Source organism: Dorea sp. BIOML-A1 (assembly GCF_009875615.1).
GTDB classification, from domain to species: Bacteria; Bacillota; Clostridia; order Lachnospirales; family Lachnospiraceae; genus Dorea_A; species Dorea_A amylophila.
The window spans coordinates 25,678-43,959 of the sequence record NZ_WWSA01000017.1; the positions used below are offsets into that span (position 1 = coordinate 25,678).

General features: G+C 41.9%; 13 protein-coding genes. 1 reads left to right on the forward strand and 12 read right to left on the reverse strand.

What is annotated here, in order from left to right; all coding sequences use genetic code 11:
• Positions 1 to 176 precede the first annotated feature (176 nt).
• From malQ to GT508_RS08210, 3 genes are all read right to left on the reverse strand, one after another.
• Positions 177 to 1,664 (reverse strand): 4-alpha-glucanotransferase, encoded by a 1,488-nt coding sequence (gene malQ, locus GT508_RS08200; RefSeq protein ID WP_161143985.1) that lies wholly within the window; start codon positions 1,662 to 1,664, stop codon positions 177 to 179.
• A 102-nt stretch (positions 1,665 to 1,766) separates the two neighbouring features.
• Positions 1,767 to 4,304 (reverse strand): heavy metal translocating P-type ATPase, encoded by a 2,538-nt coding sequence (locus tag GT508_RS08205; RefSeq protein WP_161143986.1) that lies wholly within the window; start codon positions 4,302 to 4,304, stop codon positions 1,767 to 1,769.
• 97 nt (positions 4,305 to 4,401) lie between these two features.
• Positions 4,402 to 4,743: a metal-sensing transcriptional repressor gene (locus GT508_RS08210; RefSeq protein ID WP_371278613.1), complete on the reverse strand. Its 342-nt coding sequence runs from the start codon at positions 4,741 to 4,743 to the stop codon at positions 4,402 to 4,404.
• Positions 4,744 to 4,957: 214 nt separating this feature from the next.
• On the opposite strand from GT508_RS08210, the gene GT508_RS08215 reads away from it, so the two are divergent.
• On the forward strand, positions 4,958 to 6,121 hold the full coding sequence (locus GT508_RS08215; RefSeq protein ID WP_161143987.1) for an SAM-dependent methyltransferase: 1,164 nt from the start codon (positions 4,958 to 4,960) through the stop codon (positions 6,119 to 6,121).
• Positions 6,122 to 6,477: 356 nt separating this feature from the next.
• On the opposite strand, the gene GT508_RS08220 is transcribed toward GT508_RS08215, so the two are convergent.
• The 9 genes from GT508_RS08220 to aspS form a co-directional block, all read right to left on the reverse strand.
• Positions 6,478 to 7,971: a sodium-dependent transporter gene (locus GT508_RS08220; protein ID WP_161143988.1), complete on the reverse strand. Its 1,494-nt coding sequence runs from the start codon at positions 7,969 to 7,971 to the stop codon at positions 6,478 to 6,480.
• Positions 7,972 to 8,270: 299 nt separating this feature from the next.
• The gene (locus GT508_RS08225; RefSeq protein ID WP_161143989.1) at positions 8,271 to 8,645 is read right to left on the reverse strand and encodes an ArsR/SmtB family transcription factor; all 375 of its coding nucleotides are present in this window, start codon (positions 8,643 to 8,645) and stop codon (positions 8,271 to 8,273) included.
• Positions 8,646 to 8,662: 17 nt separating this feature from the next.
• Entirely contained in the window at positions 8,663 to 10,531 is a 1,869-nt protein-coding gene (locus GT508_RS08230) for a heavy metal translocating P-type ATPase (RefSeq protein WP_161143990.1), read from the reverse strand.
• Positions 10,532 to 10,546: 15 nt separating this feature from the next.
• Complete coding sequence (locus tag GT508_RS08235) at positions 10,547 to 10,765, reverse strand: cation transporter (protein ID WP_006427889.1); 219 nt, start codon at positions 10,763 to 10,765, stop codon at positions 10,547 to 10,549.
• Positions 10,766 to 11,486: 721 nt separating this feature from the next.
• Complete coding sequence (gene gatB, locus GT508_RS08240; protein ID WP_055284861.1) at positions 11,487 to 12,920, reverse strand: Asp-tRNA(Asn)/Glu-tRNA(Gln) amidotransferase subunit GatB; 1,434 nt, start codon at positions 12,918 to 12,920, stop codon at positions 11,487 to 11,489.
• Between the two features lie 2 nt (positions 12,921 to 12,922).
• On the reverse strand, positions 12,923 to 14,392 hold the full coding sequence (gene gatA, locus GT508_RS08245; RefSeq protein ID WP_055284863.1) for an Asp-tRNA(Asn)/Glu-tRNA(Gln) amidotransferase subunit GatA: 1,470 nt from the start codon (positions 14,390 to 14,392) through the stop codon (positions 12,923 to 12,925).
• A gap of 13 nt (positions 14,393 to 14,405) precedes the next feature.
• Positions 14,406 to 14,699, reverse strand: coding sequence for an Asp-tRNA(Asn)/Glu-tRNA(Gln) amidotransferase subunit GatC (gatC, locus tag GT508_RS08250; RefSeq protein WP_028087248.1), 294 nt, complete (start codon positions 14,697 to 14,699; stop codon positions 14,406 to 14,408).
• A 74-nt stretch (positions 14,700 to 14,773) separates the two neighbouring features.
• Positions 14,774 to 15,901, reverse strand: a complete 1,128-nt coding sequence (locus GT508_RS08255) for a hypothetical protein (protein WP_161143991.1) — start codon at positions 15,899 to 15,901, stop codon at positions 14,774 to 14,776.
• Positions 15,902 to 15,961: 60 nt separating this feature from the next.
• Positions 15,962 to 17,296 (reverse strand): aspartate--tRNA(Asn) ligase, encoded by a 1,335-nt coding sequence (gene aspS / locus GT508_RS08260; RefSeq protein ID WP_161143992.1) that lies wholly within the window; start codon positions 17,294 to 17,296, stop codon positions 15,962 to 15,964.
• Positions 17,297 to 18,282 lie beyond the last annotated feature (986 nt).

An 18,282-nucleotide genomic window follows, 5' to 3' on the forward strand; every position in this document is an offset into this window, starting at 1 on the left:
ATATCTATTATGCAAAAAATCATACTTTTTATGTCAAAAATTATACTTTTATGAAAAATCAGAAGTTTGGGCATATACAAAACAAAAAGAAAAACACAGTATCCAAAACGTTTCCATTCCCTTCTCAGTGAATCCTTCGTTTGAATATTGTGTTTTCTTTTTGTTTCCTGTTATGTTTATCTTGCGCAGACTTCTGTCGTTTTTCTGATCTTCTTAATCAGTTCATCTGTAAATGCGCCTTTTTTCATTCTCCACATCCAGTTACCGCCGAGTGTAGATGGCATATTAATTCTTGCCTTATTACCAAGTCCCAGATAATCCTGTACCGGAATGATGCACGTATCTGCCACACTTCTCATCGCCAGACTTATGAAATCCCAGTGTACTTCTTCATCCGGAGTGTATGGATTATTCAGATATTCCTTTGTCATCTCTTTATCTTCTTCGGAAAGTGTCTGATACCATCCCTGAAGGGTATCGTTATCGTGGGTTCCCGTATAAACTACACAGTTTTTATCATAATTATGTGGAAGATAATCACTGTCCTCTCCTGCCACAAATGCGAATTCCAGTACTTTCATTCCCGGATAACCACTGTCTTTTAACAATTGTCTCACCGTATCTGTCAGGAATCCCAGATCTTCCGCAATGATCGGAAGGTCACCTAATGTTTCCTTCATCTTAAGGAACAGATCCATGCCCGGTCCCGGCATCCATTCACCATTCTCTGCCGTCTCATCTCCATACGGGATTGCATAATATTCATCAAACCCACGGAAATGATCGATACGGATGATGTCATACAATTTAAAGCAGCAAGCCACCCGCTTCATCCACCAGTCATAGCCTGTCTTCTTATGGTAATCCCATGCATACAATGGATTCCCCCACAGCTGCCCGGTTGCCGAAAATGCATCCGGCGGACATCCCGCTACCGCAACCGGCAGATTTTCTTCATCCAACTGGAACAGCTTCGGATTCGCCCAGGTATCTGCACTGTCAAATGCTACATAGATCGGGATATCCCCGATAATCTCAATGCCTTGTTCATTGGCATATGCTTTCAGTCCGGCCCACTGTCCGGCGAACAGATACTGCAGAAATTCATAAAAATCAATCTCTGCACTTAATTGTTCCTGATATGCCGCAATTGCTTCCGGCTTACGCAGCCTGATGTCTTCCTCCCACTGATCCCAGCTTTTTCCGTCAAATGAATCTTTCACTGCCATATACAATGCATAATCCGCAAGCCATGCTTTTTCTTCTTCCAGATAAGTACGGTATGCCTTACTTTCCATCAATCCGTTCTTTTTGGCTCTTTTATATGCAAACTTTAAGACTTTAAATCTTGCATTATATATTTTTTCATAATCGATTTCTTCTTCATTCTCTCCGAAATCTGCCTGGTCACACTCTTCTTTCGTCAGAAGTTCATCCTCGATCAGCGTCTCCAGATCGATAAAATACGGGTTTCCCGCAAATGTTGAAAAAGACTGATACGGTGAATCGCCGTATCCCGTCTGTCCAAGCGGCAGGATCTGCCACAATTTCTGTCCTGCTTCTTTTAATATATCTACAAATTCATACGCTTCTTTTGAAAAACATCCGATTCCATATCTCCCCGGAAGTGCAGAGACCGGCATTAACATTCCACTCTTTCTCATTAACTTTCGTTCCTTCCTCGTTATGATACTTCTAATTAAGTATAGCATTGTTCTTTGAATGCTTCAAATAAAAAGTATCCTCTGTATATAAGAAATCATAGATTATTCCACAGATGTCACCGTATAATCCTTGTCTTCTACTGTCTTCTTCAGCACATCATCTGCGATCTCTGCATTTAATGTCAGCTCTGCTGTTCCTGCCTCATGACTTACAACCGCTTCATCTACCTGTGGAAGTGCTTCCAGTGCTTTCTTTACAGCTGCCTCACAGTGTCCACACATCATTCCCTCAATATGCATTATTTTTTTCATTGTCTTGTCCTCCTTCTTGGATCTCTTTTTTTCTTTTTTGGCTTTTAATTTTTTATCTTTTGATGCATCATACATCTTAAAAAGATTCAATCTCAATGCGTTCGATACTACGCAGAAGCTTGATAAACTCATGGCTGCCGCACCGAACATCGGATTTAATTTCCATCCGAACAGCGGATACCACACACCAGCCGCAAGCGGGATTCCGATAATATTATAGAAGAATGCCCAGAACAGGTTCTCATGAATATTACGGAGTGTCGCACGGCTCATGCGGATTGCTGCCGGCACATCACTTAACCGGCTCTTCATCAGAACAACATCTGCCGCATCGATCGCAACATCCGTTCCGGCTCCGATCGCAATACCCATATCGGCTCTTGTAAGTGCCGGTGCATCGTTGATACCATCCCCGACCATCGCAACTTTTCCTTTTTCTTTCAGCTTACGGATCACCTGCTCTTTTCCTTCCGGAAGTACGCCTGCAATCACTTCATCAACTCCGGCCTGCTGTCCGATGGCTTTTGCAGTACGTTCGTTATCTCCGGTCAACATGACTACATGGATTCCCATGTTCTGTAATTCTTTGATCGCCTGCGGGCTGTCTTCTTTGATAACATCCGCCACTGCAATTACACCTAATAAACGGTCTTCATTTCCAAAGAATAATGGTGTCTTACCTGCTTCGGCAAGTTTCTCTGCCTTCTTCTGGATATCTCCATCAACGGATACCTTACTGCTGATAAATGTATGATTCCCTCCATATAATGTATGACCATCCAGTATGGCTGTCAAGCCGTTACCCGGAAGGGCCTGGAATCCGGTAACTTCTTCGATGCCGGCATTTTCCTCTTTTGCCTTTTCAAGGATTGCTCTTGCCAGTGGATGTTCACTCTTATTCTCCAATGCATACGCATATTTTAATAAGGTATCTTCTGTCACTCCCGCTGCCGGAATGATATCTGTCACTTTCGGTTCTCCACTTGTAATCGTGCCGGTCTTATCCAGCGCAACAATCTGCATCTTTCCAGTCTCTTCCAGTGAAACTGCTGTCTTGAACATAATACCATTTCTGGCTCCCATTCCATTTCCGACCATAATTGCTACCGGTGTTGCAAGTCCGAGCGCACACGGACAGCTGATCACCAGCACCGCAATCCCTCTGGATAATGCAAAACCAATACTCTGTCCTGCGATCAGCCATACAATAATTGTGATCACTGCAATTGTGATAACCGTTGGCACAAATACTCCCGATACCCGATCCGCAATCTTTGCAATCGGTGCTTTCGTTGCAGCCGCGTCACTTACCATCTGAATGATCTGCGAAAGTGTCGTATCCTCGCCGACTCTGGTCGCACGGCACTTCAGATATCCGGACTGATTTACGGTTGCGGCTGATACCTTATCACCGACAGCCTTATCTACCGGAATACTTTCACCTGTAAGAGCAGATTCATTGACTGCACTGTTTCCTTCTATGACTTCTCCGTCAACCGGAATATTCTCTCCCGGTTTTACAACAAAGCAATCTCCCTTTTGTACCTGTTCGATCGATACCTGTACTTCTTTTTCTCCACGGATCACAACCGCTGTCTTTGGCGCAAGCTTCATCAGTCCTTTTAATGCGTCGGTCGTCTTTCCTTTGGATCTTGCCTCCAGCATCTTTCCGACTGTGATCAGTGCAAGGATCATAGCTGCTGATTCAAAATAAAAATCATGCATATAAGACATTACTGCATCCATATCCCCACGCATCTGCGCATCTGTCATTGCAAACAGTGCATACGTACTGTATACAAAAGACGCTCCGGATCCAAGTGCCACCAGGGTATCCATATTCGGTGCTCTGTGGATCATTCCTTTGAATCCACTGATGAAAAACTTCTGGTTGATCACCATGACTGCAATCGTCAGAAGCATCTGCAGCAGCCCCATCATTACATGATTATCTTTCATAAATCCCGGAACCGGCCATCCCCACATCATATGACCCATGGAGAAATACATCAGGACGATCAGGAATCCAAGTGATGCAATCAGACGCTTCTTTAATGCCGGTGTCGTTCTGTCTTTTAACATATCTTCTCCGGCAGATGCTGATGACGACTGTGTCTTTGCCGCTCCTTCTCCTTTTTTCGATGCTCCGTATCCGGCATCTGCGACTGCCTTAATGATCTCCTGTTCACTTGCAGTTCCCTCTACTCCCATAGAGTTGGTAAGCAGACTTACCGAGCAGGATGTTACACCCGGCACTTTCGAAACTGCTTTTTCGACTCTGCTGCTACAGGCTGCACAGCTCATCCCGGTTACTATATATTGTTCCATTGTTGTCTGTTCCCTCCTGTCATTATTATTTTTCTTATTCCTTTATAGTAAACTCAGAAAATGCTTTCCGAGCAGACTATACATCTATAAACTTTACTTACCTCATCAGCTTCTGTAACACCTTTACCAGTTCATCAACCGTCTCATCTTTTCCGTCCCGGATGTCATCTGCCACACAGGTACGGATGTGATTCGCCAGCAATACTTTATTAAAGCTGTTCAGTGCCGCATTCACCGCTGATACCTGTACCAGAATCTCCGGACAATAAGCGTCCTTTTCCAGCATTCCTTTGATACCGCGTACCTGACCCTCAATCCGGCTCAGACGATTCATCAGATCCTTGTATTCTTTATCCGAACGATGCTTGGACGAGTGACAACAGCATTCTTTTTCTGATTTGTTTTCCATATTATCTGTATTCTTGTCTTCCATAAGCATACTCCTTTCATATTCATACCCTTACGGGGTATATGTATTTTATCTCTTATTATCACATAAGTCAAGGAATATATGCGTTCTTGATATATGTTTTCATTTATTGGTAGTTCCAATACAATTTTTTAAAAATGTCTATTTTATTTGACTTTCAAAATTTATAAGGAATATAATTCTTGCTGAAGGAAATAATGATAGCAGAACTGGAGGTTATATTATGCTGGAAGAACAGGCCATGATAACATTCTTAAAAAAATTCGATGAACACCCTTTCCTGGTCAAAATTAATGGACACGAACATCTGATCGGCGAAGGCGCACCTACATTTACCGTAAATTTCAAAAAGGTCATCCCATTAAAGGATCTGGTCACCAGTACTTCTCTTGCACTTGGAGAAGCTTACATGGATGGTGATCTTGATATTGAGGGAAACCTTTATCAGGCACTTGATAACCTTCTTGGTCAGATGGGTAAATTTTCAACTGATGAACATCATTTGAAATCTATCATGTTCCCATCTTCATCAAAGAAAAACCAAAAAAAAGAAGTCAGCAGTCATTACGATATCGGAAATGACTTCTACAAACTCTGGCTCGATGAAACAATGAGTTATTCCTGCGGATATTTCAAACATGAAGATGATACCCTGTATCAGGCGCAGAAGAATAAAGTTGATTACATTCTTGAAAAGTTATATCTGAAAGAAGGTATGACTCTTCTTGATATCGGATGCGGCTGGGGATTCCTTCTGATTGAAGCTGCTAAGAAATATAAAATTAAAGGTACCGGCATCACCTTAAGTGAAGAACAATACAAAGAATGCCAGAAACGTATCAAAGAGGAAGGATTGTCCGACTATCTGGAAGTCAAGCTAATGGACTATCGTGATCTTCCTTCTGACGGCAAGATGTATGACCGCGTTGTCAGCGTCGGTATGCTCGAACATGTCGGCCGTGAGAATTATCAGTTATACTTAGACTGTGTCAGCAAGGTCATGAAAGACGGCGGTCTGTTCCTGCTCCACTTCATCAGTGCATTAAAAGAGCATCCTGGTGATCCATGGATCAAGAAATACATCTTCCCGGGCGGATCTGTTCCCAGTCTTCGTGAAGTCATGAACTGCATGGCAGAAGATAACTTCCATACCCAGGATATCGAGGACTTACGTCTTCACTATAACCGTACGCTTCTCTGCTGGGAGAAAAACTTCAAGGATCATATTGAAGAAGCACATACAATGTTTGATGAACGTTTCTTAAGGATGTGGGATATGTACCTCTCTGCATGTGCCGCCACCTTCCATAACGGAATTATTGATATCCATCAGATTTTAATGACAAAGGGAATTAATAATGATCTTCCTATGACGAGATGGTATTAAAAAATGAATCAGCCGGGGATATGAACAATATTTCCCGGCTTTAATAAAGATGGATACCATGCCGCACTTGACATCTAATACACATGCATAAAAAGGACCGGAGCCGGAATCCTGTCACATCTGACAAGAATCCGGCTCCGGTCTGTTCGGTTATGTATTCATTTCAATCAGAACGTCGTCTAATCTATCATACTATCCTTTATTCCTTCTCATTCGATAGCTACTCTTTGGATTTACTTCTTTCTTTTTTAAATACACGTATCATGAAATAACTAAATCCGCCAATATATCCAACAAGTGTAATCACCATCATAATAATTGCATCCATCGTCATAGTTCATACCTTCTTTCTACTATTATTTTCCAGCTTCGTTATCTTTCATAGCTCCCTTTGCAGTCTTTGTATTAAAGAACTTGGAAAGTGCGAGACCTGCAAGGATCACTACTCCGAACTGAAGTAATACGGTTCCTGTATTATCCTGGATAATAAATGGATTCAGCCATGTATCCGGGAACCACTCTTTTGTCTGTAATAACCAGTAAACCACCATGATCACTACCAGAACCGGAATCAGATACATACATCCGGTATAATATGCTTTTGGAAGATGTACATCTGCACCTTTTGCATTTACTTCCTGTGTACGTAATTTTTCCACACCATATTTCCATGCCAGGATTGCAATAAAGGCACCACTTACCAGAAGTCCGATTCCCCATACCCAGTCCTGATTATCAATGTTAACCAGTGACCAGCATGAGAAGCATCCTACTAAGAATCCTGCGAAGCAGACACTGACAACTGCTTTCTTCCGCGGCAATCCAAGGTCAACAACACATTTTACTCCAACTTCGATCATAGAGAACAGTGATGTGATTGCTGCAATTGCAAGTAATCCAAAGAAGATAAAGGAAATGAATCTTCCGCCCGGGATTGTTGTAAATAACTGATAAATGTAAATAAATGTAAGTCCGAAGTTGCCCTGACTGAGTGCTTCATTCGCTGCCTCCGGTGTAGCTGAAAGTGCACAGATTGCCGGGATAACTACCAGTGCCGAGAGGATTGCTCCAAGGTTATCACCAAGTCCCATGATCAGACAGCTTGTCGGAACATCTTCCTCTTCTCCTACGTAGTTCGCATATGTAATAATGAATCCCCATCCGGCTCCAGTGCTCCATGCTGCCTGGATGAAGGCCTGAATCCATGTATTCGGGCTTAAAATATACTCTTTCTTAACAGTAAAGAGATACTGAAGTCCCTGATTTGCTCCATTTAATGTAACTGCGTAAATTGCTAATCCTACAAGGATGATAAACAATGCCGGTATCGCTACTTTACAGAATTTTTCAATTCCACCTGCAATTCCCTGATAAACAATGAAACATGCAAGTGCAAATCCGATCGCATGGAATAAAATAACCTGTGCCTGTGAATCTGTAAATGCTGTCCACATTGCCGATGTCGTCTCTGTTGACAGATTCGGTTTAAATGCTGAAGTAACAGAATTAACTGCGTATTTCAAACAATATCCCTGAAGTACACAATAATAACTCATCAGGAAGAAACATACTGCTGCAACAAAGAATCCCATCCATGTATACTTCTTTCCACCGGCATCACGGAATGTACCGATACATCCAAGTCTTGTCTTTTTACCGAATGCCATCTCTGTAGAAAGAAGCGGTACAGCAAAGATCAGCATTGCAATCGTCCATGCTATAATAAATGCTCCTCCACCGTTCGCCGCACACACTCGCGGAAACCGCCATACATTACCGGTACCAATACACATACCTAACGCGGCTGCTATGTAACCTATAGTACTAAATTTTTCTTGTTTTTGTTCCATATCAAAACCTCCATTCATACACCAATTTTTTTAGAAATGAATACCTTATAACCATAGTGTAAAAGATGGTTATATAATTGTCAATGGAAAATATTATATTTTTTTATACAAATATAATAAAATGTAATATTAAATTCATTTTATTATATTCTTTGTTAATTTCTGATAATTCTTCGGTAAATAGACTGTTTTTCATACTTTAGTCTAATTCATCTACAATTTCAAAAGTTTCTCTTGCATATTTGAGATATAAAAAAACCGTATCAGGCTTTTGACCGTCTGATACAGTTTTCTTCTTTTCAATATAAATCTTCTTCTATATGTTCTCTTCCCTGATCCACAATTGTACGCACATGATCGTCTGCCAGTGAATAGAACACGGATTTTCCCTCTCTTCTGCTCTTGACCAGTTTGTTCTGCTTCAGAATCCTAAGCTGATGTGATATTGCAGACTGTGTCATATTCAGTGCCTCCGCAAGATCGCACACGCACACCTCTGCTTCAAATAACACGAACAGGATACGTATTCTGGTCGAATCACCGAATACCTTGAACAGCTCCGCAAGATCATATAATTCCGTTTCTTCCGGCATCTTTTCATTTACGATCTTCAGAAGATTTTCATGTACCTCACATGATTCACATACTTCCATTCCTTCTTCTATTTTTACCATCTGCCCACCAGCCTTTTCTATAAGTGTTTTACGAATAATGCACGGATTGCATTCAATACGGCAATAACCATGACACCGACATCTGCAAAGATTGCCATCCACATATTTGCAATTCCAAGTGCTCCGAGGATCAGACAGACTGCCTTGATTCCAAGTGCAAAGTATATATTTTCATATACGATACGCATACATTTTCTGGAAATCCTGATTGCTTTTGCGATCTTCTTCGGATCATCATCCATCAAGACAACATCTGCCGCCTCAATCGCTGCATCTGATCCAAGCGCTCCCATGGCAATTCCGATATCTGCCCTTGACAATACCGGTGCATCATTGATTCCGTCTCCGACGAATGCCAGCTTTTCTTTCTCTGATTTCTGTTCCAGAAGTTCCTCTACTTTCGCAACCTTATCTGCCGGAAGGAGTTCACTGTATACTTCGCCGATTCCCAACTCTTCTGCGACCTTATCTGCCACTCGTTTCATATCACCGGTCAGCATTACGGTCTTGGTGATGCCTGCTTTTTTCAGATCTCTGACAGCTTCTTTCGCATGTGGTTTTAATTTATCTGAGATCAGGATATGTCCCGCATACTTACCGTCCACCGCAACGTGAACAATTGTACCTGTTTCTTCACATTCACTGTATTCCACATTCAGATATTTCATAAGTTTTGCGTTACCGGCTGCCACCGGAATACCATCGACCTTCGCTGTCACACCTTTTCCGCTCAGTTCTTCAATCTCAGTCACACGATCCCGGTAAATCTGTTTTCCATATGCTTTCTGAAGACTCTTACTGATCGGATGGGATGAGGAACACTCCGCAAGTGCCGCATACTCTAATAACTGTTCTTCCGGTATCGTATTGTGATGCACTCCGCTCACCTCAAATACACCTTGTGTCATCGTTCCGGTCTTATCAAATACCACATACTTTGTCCGTGCCATCGTCTCCAGATAATTCGATCCTTTGACCAGCACACCTTCATGACTCGCCCCGCCAATTCCTGCAAAAAAGCTGAGCGGAATACTGATCACCAGTGCACATGGACAGCTGATAACCAGGAAGGTCAGCGCTCTGTAGACCCAGTCACCCCATTCCGGTGCGAGTCCCATTGCCAGCATCCTTACCAGTGGCGGCAGGATGGCAAGTGCAAGCGCACTGTAGCAGACTGCCGGTGTATAATATCTGGCAAATTTTGAAATAAAATTCTCTGATCTTGACTTCTTAGAGCTTGAATTCTCCACCAGATCCAGAATTTTTGATACCGTAGATTCTCCGAATTCTTTTGTTGTACGAATCTTCAGAAGACCTGTCAGATTAATACATCCACTTATGACTTCCTCACCGGCTGTTGCTTCTCTCGGAACACTTTCTCCGGTCAGTGCACTGGTATTCAATGTACTGCTTCCTTCTTCGATCACACCATCGATCGGAACTTTTTCTCCCGGCTGAACGACAATGATAGTTCCAACTTCCACTTCATCCGGATCCACCTGTTCCAGCTCTCCGTCTTTTTCAATATTCGCATAATCCGGGCGGATATCCATCAGTTCACTGATATTCCTGCGGCTCTTTCCAACCGCATAGCTCTGGAATAGTTCTCCGATCTGATAGAAGAGCATAACCGCCACACCTTCTGTATAATTTCCAAGTGCAATGGCTCCTATGGTAGCAACTGCCATCAGAAAATTCTCATCGAATACCTGCTTATTCAGGATTCCTTTGAATGCTTTCCTTAAAATGTCATATCCCACAACAAGATACGGGATCATATAAAGTACGAACCGCAGCCATCCTTCCGCAGGTAAGAACTTCAATATAATCATAAGTAGTGCTGCAATAATAATTCTGGTAAGCGATTTCTTCTGCTTTTTTGTCATATTTTTTCCCAACCTTTACAGAAATATCTCACAATCATCTTCTACTACTTTACAGTTCTTCTGTACATCTTTCATTACCTTCTTAGGATCTGCGCCTTCTTCAAATTCTACGATCATCTTTAACATCATAAAATTCACAGTTGCATCCTTTACTCCGTCGGTGTTCTTCGCTGCCTGCTCCATCTTATTTGCACAGTTTGCGCAGTCTACGTCGATTTTATAAGTTTTTTTCATAATAAATACTTCCTTTCCTGTTTTTATTTGATTATTTGAATATATGAACAGTTATTCATATGTTTGTTTTAATTATAGCACTGCGCTGCATAATGTCAATACATTTTTTGGGATTTAATTTATTAACGGAGAAGCGGCCTCTCAGTCCTTGAAGGAAACAATAGATAAGGCTTCTTGTTCAGGTTCCATACCATAAGAAACACTAAGAGAGTCAGAATCACCTAAAAGCAAAGGAACTACGCTCAAACTCGGCGTTCGCCTCAAACACGTTCGCTTCGTTCCTTTAACGGTGCTTCTGACTCTCTAACTATTTCTAATGGCATTCCACATTCACAATAATCCTTATCTATTGTTTCCTTCAAGTCGTGACTGGCAGCGGATATTAATAAATGAAATGTCCGGAAGTGTAACCCAGCGGAAGCCACTACGGTTACGCAATTGCCATTTCATTTGTAAGGCATTCGACACCCACGGAATAAAAAGTAGAAAGCCGTTCCAGTGAATGTGAAGAAGGTGTTGGAAATAGTTAAGCGTCAAAATTATGCGTTGGGTTTTCGAAATTTGCCTGTTTGAGCCGAATGGCGAGTTGCAAATTTCGGGAGCCCGTTTTTAGCATAATTTTGACGCTTTAGTATTTCCTACCGACGGAACCTGAACAGGAACGGCTTCCTACTTTTTATGCAGGTCCGGGTAGTCATGCCTTCCTGAATTAAATCCCAATTTAATTTAGCATCTCCCGCAATTTCTCATTCACCATTCCGGGATTTGCCTTTCCTTTCATTGCTTTCATCGTCTGTCCGACCAGTGCTCCGAGGGCTTTTTCTTTACCGCCTTTGTAATCGGCGATTGCTTTTGGATTCTTTGCAATGACTTCTTTTAACACTTCTTCCAGTGCACCTTCATCATTGACTGTCTTTAATCCATGCTCTTCTACGTAACTTTCCGGATCTACATTCTTTTCAAATACCTGTTCGAATACTTCTTTTGCAACGGAACTGTTAATGGTTCCGTCCTCTGTAAGCCCGATCAGTTTTGCAAGATTAGCCGGTGAGAAGCTGATATCTTCCGGTTCCATGCTGTGTTCTTTTAACAGACGCATGGTTTCTACCATCAGCCAGTTGGATACTTTCTTCGGTTTCCCACAGATTGCCGTCGTCTCTTCAAAGATATCCGCCATGTGTTTGGATTCTGTGAGTATTTCTGCATCATACTGCGGGATATCGAATTCTTTTTTATAACGTTCCAGTTTTTCATCGCGGAATTCCGGCTGTTTTTCTTTGATCTTTTCGATCCACTCATCATCGATCACGATTGGTACAAGATCCGGTTCCGGGAAATAACGATAATCCTGAGCATCTTCTTTGGAACGCATGGCATGAGATGATTCTTTATTGTCATCCCATCGTCTCGTCTCCTGGATAACGGATTTTCCCTCTTCGATGAGTTCGATCTGACGTTCTCTCTCTCCTTCAATGGCTCTTGCGATTGCCTTGAATGAGTTCAGGTTCTTCATCTCTGTTCTGGTTCCGAACTCCTGGGTTCCCACTTCTCTTACGGATAAGTTGACATCCGCTCTCATCGAACCTTCCTGGAGCTTACAATCAGATGCTCCCAGATACTGGATAATCGTTCTTAATTTCTCCAGATATGCTATGACCTCTTCCGATGAACGCATATCCGGCTCGGATACGATCTCTACAAGCGGCACACCGCTTCGGTTAAAGTCTACCAGAGATGTGTCATCCCATTCATCATGTACCAGCTTTCCGGCATCTTCCTCCATATGCATTTCATGGATACGGACTTTTTTCTTTGTATCTCCTACTGCAATCTCCACATAGCCATTTCTGGCGATTGGCTGATAAAGCTGTGAAATCTGGTAGTTCTGCGGATTATCCGGATAAAAATAGTTCTTACGGTCGAATTTGCACACTCTTGTAATATCACAATGTGTTGCAAGGCCGATTCCCATTGCATATTCTACAACTTGTTTATTTAATACCGGAAGTGATCCAGGCATACCGGTACAAACCGGGCATGTATGTGTATTCGGTGCTCCTCCGAATGCAGTGCTGCATCCGCAGAAGATCTTCGTCTTTGTTGCAAGCTCTACATGGACCTCAAGTCCAATGACTGTCTCATATTGTTTTGCCATGACTATCTGTCCTCCTTTGCAAGTTCTGGTGCTTCATATACTTTCGTCTGTTCAAATGTATATGCGGTCTGAATGATTTTATTTTCTTCGAAACAATTTCCAATCAGCTGCATACCTACCGGAAGTCCTTTGGAATCCTTTCCTACCGGGATTGTGATTCCCGGAAGTCCTGCCAGGTTGACGGAAATCGTGTAAATATCTCCCAGATACATCTTGATCGGATCACTTAAGCTCTTTCCAAGTTCCGGTGCCGTTGTCGGAGCCGCCGGAGCCACGATCACATCATATTTTTCAAACGCTTTATCAAATGCTTTCTTAATTAACGCTTTTGTTTTCAATGCTTTCAGATAATACGCATCATAATATCCGGAACTCAAAACAAATGAACCAAGCATAATTCTTCTCTTTACTTCCGGTCCGAAACCTTCGGAACGGGATTTTTTGTACATATTATGAAGTCCTTCGTATTCCTCGGTACGATAACCGTATTTTACACCATCGAATCTGGCAAGGTTGGAGCTTGCCTCAGCTGATGCAATGACATAATATGCAGGAATCGCATATTTTACAAGGCTTAAGTCGAATTCTTCTACAACTGCGCCTTTTTCTTCTAGAACTTTTACTGCCCGAAGAATATTTTCTTTCACCTCAGCATCCAGACCATCTCCAAAATAATCTTTTGGAATACCGATTCTCATGCCCTTCACATCATCTACCAGTGCAGATGTAAAATCATAACTGTCACGTCTGATTGATGTGCTGTCTTTCGGATCATAAGATGCAATGGTCTCCAGAACCGTTGCGCAGTCTGTCACATCTTTCGCAACAGGTCCGATCTGATCCAGGGAAGAACCATAAGCGATCAGTCCGTAACGGGATACCGTTCCATATGTTGGTTTGATTCCGACCACACCACAGAATGAACTCGGCTGACGGATGGATCCACCCGTGTCAGATCCAAGTGCATATGGTGCTTCTTCTGCTGCAACCGCTGCACAACTTCCTCCTGAAGATCCTCCCGGAACATGCTCTAAGTTCCATGGATTCTTTGTCGGTCCGTAATAAGAAGTCTCGGTTGTACTTCCCATGGCAAATTCATCCATGTTTGTCTTACCCAGAATCACAGCTCCTGCTTCTTCCAGATTCTTGACTGCCTCTGCCGTGAACATTGGCCGGAAGTTTCCAAGGATCTTCGAACTGCAGGTTGTGAGCATTCCTTGCGTACACATGTTATCTTTAATTGCTACCGGCACACCTGCCAGTGGCCCTGTCAGTTTTCCGTCATCAATTAATTTCTGTACTTCTTCTGCACGTTTTAATGCACCCTCTTTATCCAACGTCACAAAACTGTTTACATCTTTTTCTACTTTTTCAATCTGTGCAATGGAGGCTTTCACGGCTTCCACAACAGATATTTCTTTTGCCTTAATCTTCTTTCCAAGCTCTACTGCTGTAAGACTTGTGATATCCATAACCGTTTTCCTCCTATCCGATCGTCTTTGGTACTTTGAAGCTCTGGTCTTTTTCCAGCGGTGCATTCGCCAGTGTCTCCTTACTGCCGTCTCCATTTGTCACAATATCTTCGCGGAATACATTCTTTACCGGAAATACATGTGACATTGGTTCAATTCCGTCTGTGTCCAGTTCATTTAATGTATCTATATAATCTAACATTTTTTCCATATCTGCTTTGGCATCTTCTTTTTCCTGACCAGATAATTCCAGCTTTGCAAGAATACCAACATATTCAATGGTTTCATCTGATATTTTATTTGCCATCTTCCTGCTCCTTCTTTCCTGATCCTTCTCTATCTTCTTACATACGATTTTTCTTCGCTATGCAATCAGTAAACTTATCTGTTATAAAAGCTATAATAATCTGTTGATGCAATCATTTCTGTCGGTGTAAGTTTTATCCTTAAATCTTCTGACACTTCCACTACCGCATTTTCCGGAATCACCAAATAATGGAACGTCTCTCCATCTATTCCATCTTCCGACAGATACTGGCTCCAGGAATTCATCTCTTCCTGCTCTTCAGAATAAATGGTTATCTTCACGTCCCCATCACCTGATATACGATCCAGATCATAAATTCCCGGTTCAAAATCCTTTCCGGCAGTCAAAACTTTCTGTCCTTTGATCTCTACCGGTTCTGCGAGCGGATTGCTTTGTCCGGCTGTTTCCAGTGTATCTATATCCTGTGCATTGTCTGTGTGCAGTTTTTCCGTTGTCTTACATCTTAACGTCAGTACTGCGCCTTTATAGAGGCGGACATCTTCGATCTTGTCTTTCTTTCCTTCGGTGTATTCATACAGATAGATACTGTTCTCTGAATCATCGATCTGCACGGTGTCATAATCATCTTTCGGTGTCACTGTATAGATTCCCTCCGGGATCTCCACACCTGCCACATAATTGCCGGAAGAAAGTTCATAGTCTGCACGTTCTCCCTCTTTCGGGATTTCCCGAGTCACATACTGATAATGATCATAGTCTGTTTCATCCGTATCATTTGTCTTTTGATCCCCCGTATCCTGAAATACACCTTGAACTGCATCTCCAATTGCATATTCTATATCGTACTTATGTTCCTCATAGAGATTACCCAAAACTGCAATCACGATAATTGCCAGAATCACTATTTTCAATGGTCTTCTCCGGTTTGTAATATCCGGAGTCTGCACATGCTTTCTCCGTTTTTTCCCGGTCATATCAGACTCATTCATACGATAGCCTTGTTTTCCGTAATCTCTTTTTTTATGATTTATCTCTTTGTGATTTATTTCCCTGTGATCTGCTTTCCTGTCCGGTCTGTATTTTTCTTTCTCCTCATGTACATGTGTAAGCGGCATTCCGTCACAGTCACTCCGGTTGATCCGGTAATTCTTATCCGACTTGCTGTTATCAAGCCCACATTCCGTACAGATTCCACTACTGTTTAACTTTCCTCCGCATAAACTACATCTTTTTCCAAACATATGATTTCCCTCTCATGACATGTTATCACCAGTATCATATCTATTATACCTTACTTCCCACTATGGTTCCAGTCTGCTTAAATCTCTTGGGAATAATGTAGTCTCTCTTACGTTATCTTCTCCTAATAACTGCATCGTCAGACGTTCCAGTCCGATTCCAAGTCCTCCGTGTGGCGGCATTCCATGCTTAAATGTTGCAAGATACTGTTCCATTCCTTCTTCTGTCATTCCTCTTGCAGTAATCTTATCTGTCAGCATCTTGTAATCATGAATACGCTGTCCGCCTGTCGTGATTTCCAATCCTCTGAACAGAAGGTCAAAGCTTAGTGTATATCTTGGATCTTCCGGATCATCCATTGCATAAAACGGACGTTTCTTAGAAGGATAATGTGTGACAAATACAAAATCACTTTCCCACTCTTCTTTCGCATAACGTCCGATCAGTACTTCTTCTTCCGGCTCAAGGTCGAATGGATTTCTCATCTTGTGATTGTATTTCTCTGCAACGATTTCTTTGATATCTGCAAATTTCACTGCCGGAATCTGACTCACATCAGGAAGTTCAACACCCAATACTTTTAACTCTCTTGCATAATCTTTTTTCAGCAATTCCATCGCATACTGGAGGAATCCCGTCTCCATTGCCATGATGTCTTCAAATCCATCAATATATCCCATTTCAAAATCAAGACTGGTATATTCGTTCAGGTGACGCTTTGTGTTATGTTTCTCTGCTCTGAATACCGGCGCTGTCTCGAATACTCTGTCAAATACGCCGACCATCATCTGCTTATAGAACTGTGGACTCTGCGCCAGCACTGCCGGTCTGTGGAAATATTCCAGTTTGAAAATGTTGGCTCCTCCCTCGGCTCCTTTCGCTCCGATCTTCGGTGTATGGATCTCTGTAAATTCCTGGCTGTAAAGGAAATCTCTGAATGCTCTTGTAAGTCCTTCCTGAATTCTGAATTTGGCACGCTCCCGGATATTTCTAAGGGAAATGGAACGATAGTTCAGTTTTGCTTCCAGAGATGTGTTCAGTTTCCATTTGGAAATTGCAAGCGGCATCATCTCGTCTTCCGGCTCACTTAAGATTTTTACACTCTCCATACGGATCTCAATTCCGTTCGGTGCTTTTTCATTCTCTTCCAAGATGCCTTCAACTTCGACTGTTGCTGCTTCTTTCATGTCTTTCAATTCAAAATCAGCACTGCCTTCTTCATAGACACACTGAAGCAGACCTTCTCTTTTTCTTAAGATCACAAATGCAACAGTTCCCATATCACGGATCGTATGCACTGCTCCGTTGACTTTTACCTTTGTGCCTGCTTCTGTCTGTTCCAGTAATTCACTGATTTCTTTTGTCTCTTTTGGCTTTACACCTGTTAAATACTCCATGTTCTTTTCCTCCTTTTCTTCCCGGGACGAATAACGGTTATAAACATAAAAATCCGCCCTGGAATACATACTTGTATCCCGGGACGGATATCATCATCGTTATCCGCGGTACCACCCGCATTGAATCTCAAAGCTGTATAGTGCTTTCTAAGATTCCTCTTTTCGTGCGTAACGTGCAGTCTACGTACCAACCTACTTTTCATTCAACTTTACCATATTTACTTGTTCAGCTGGTCTGCTCCAGAGTGTTCCCTATTGTCCTCATTCCCCAAGCAGTGCTCTCAGTCGGTGACACCACATTCCTGTCAGGTTCCAGAGTCCAGAGTCTCTTTCATCGCTTTACTATACTAAAATTTGTTTTAAATGTTAGCACATGTTTTTTCAGATTGCAAGAGGGTATTCTGAATTTTATGTAAAATGTCTTCCTGGCTTTTCATTTATGACTTGTTATGGTATTATTTACTAAATTAATGCAACTCTATTTTTGAATGTAACCCGATCATTCCACGCAAGGAGGATATATTATGACTCAGAAAAAGAAGTATTACTTTTGTTTTGCACTTGCCATATCCATCTGTATGACCGTGCTGATTCAGGTATTTCAGTTGTATTCTTTACCGATACTTGGTATATTGGAGCTTTTTATGCTCGTGAATGTATGTATGATCGCAGTGAATATATTTAACCGCAAGTGTTTGAATCATGTTGGAACGCTGATTATTACAGGAAGTTTGTTTCTTTTCCTACTTGCGCGAAATACATTTTTATTTTTGTTTTCTTTTTCTATTTAATTCACTAAGCCAGATTCCCGAACCGTAATAAAAGATTACAGTTCTCCATTTAATTATTATGGCATGCGAAACCGCAGGAATAAAATTACAAGGTCCTATCCTGTGCATACGGACTCATGGTTGGTAATTCTTAAGTAAAAAAGTTGACCGTTTGCTCACAAAAAATCCACTGTCTGAGACGAATGTCGAGTTTGG

Coding starts and splice junctions, on each gene's coding strand:
- GT508_RS08255 (WP_161143991.1), bottom strand. CDS start 15,901: ATGTTTGGAAAAAGATGTAGTTTATGCGGAGGAAAGTTAAACAGTAGT.
- gatC (WP_028087248.1), bottom strand. CDS start 14,699: ATGGCAAATAAAATATCAGATGAAACCATTGAATATGTTGGTATTCTT.
- GT508_RS08230 (WP_161143990.1), bottom strand. CDS start 10,531: ATGACAAAAAAGCAGAAGAAATCGCTTACCAGAATTATTATTGCAGCA.
- GT508_RS08235 (WP_006427889.1), bottom strand. CDS start 10,765: ATGAAAAAAACTTATAAAATCGACGTAGACTGCGCAAACTGTGCAAAT.
- gatB (WP_055284861.1), bottom strand. CDS start 12,920: ATGGCAAAACAATATGAGACAGTCATTGGACTTGAGGTCCATGTAGAG.
- aspS (WP_161143992.1), bottom strand. CDS start 17,296: ATGGAGTATTTAACAGGTGTAAAGCCAAAAGAGACAAAAGAAATCAGT.
- GT508_RS08225 (WP_161143989.1), bottom strand. CDS start 8,645: ATGGTAAAAATAGAAGAAGGAATGGAAGTATGTGAATCATGTGAGGTA.
- GT508_RS08220 (WP_161143988.1), bottom strand. CDS start 7,971: ATGGAACAAAAACAAGAAAAATTTAGTACTATAGGTTACATAGCAGCC.
- GT508_RS08215 (WP_161143987.1), top strand. CDS start 4,958: ATGCTGGAAGAACAGGCCATGATAACATTCTTAAAAAAATTCGATGAA.
- GT508_RS08205 (WP_161143986.1), bottom strand. CDS start 4,304: ATGGAACAATATATAGTAACCGGGATGAGCTGTGCAGCCTGTAGCAGC.
- gatA (WP_055284863.1), bottom strand. CDS start 14,392: ATGGATATCACAAGTCTTACAGCAGTAGAGCTTGGAAAGAAGATTAAG.
- malQ (WP_161143985.1), bottom strand. CDS start 1,664: ATGAGAAAGAGTGGAATGTTAATGCCGGTCTCTGCACTTCCGGGGAGA.
- GT508_RS08210 (WP_371278613.1), bottom strand. CDS start 4,743: ATGCTTATGGAAGACAAGAATACAGATAATATGGAAAACAAATCAGAA.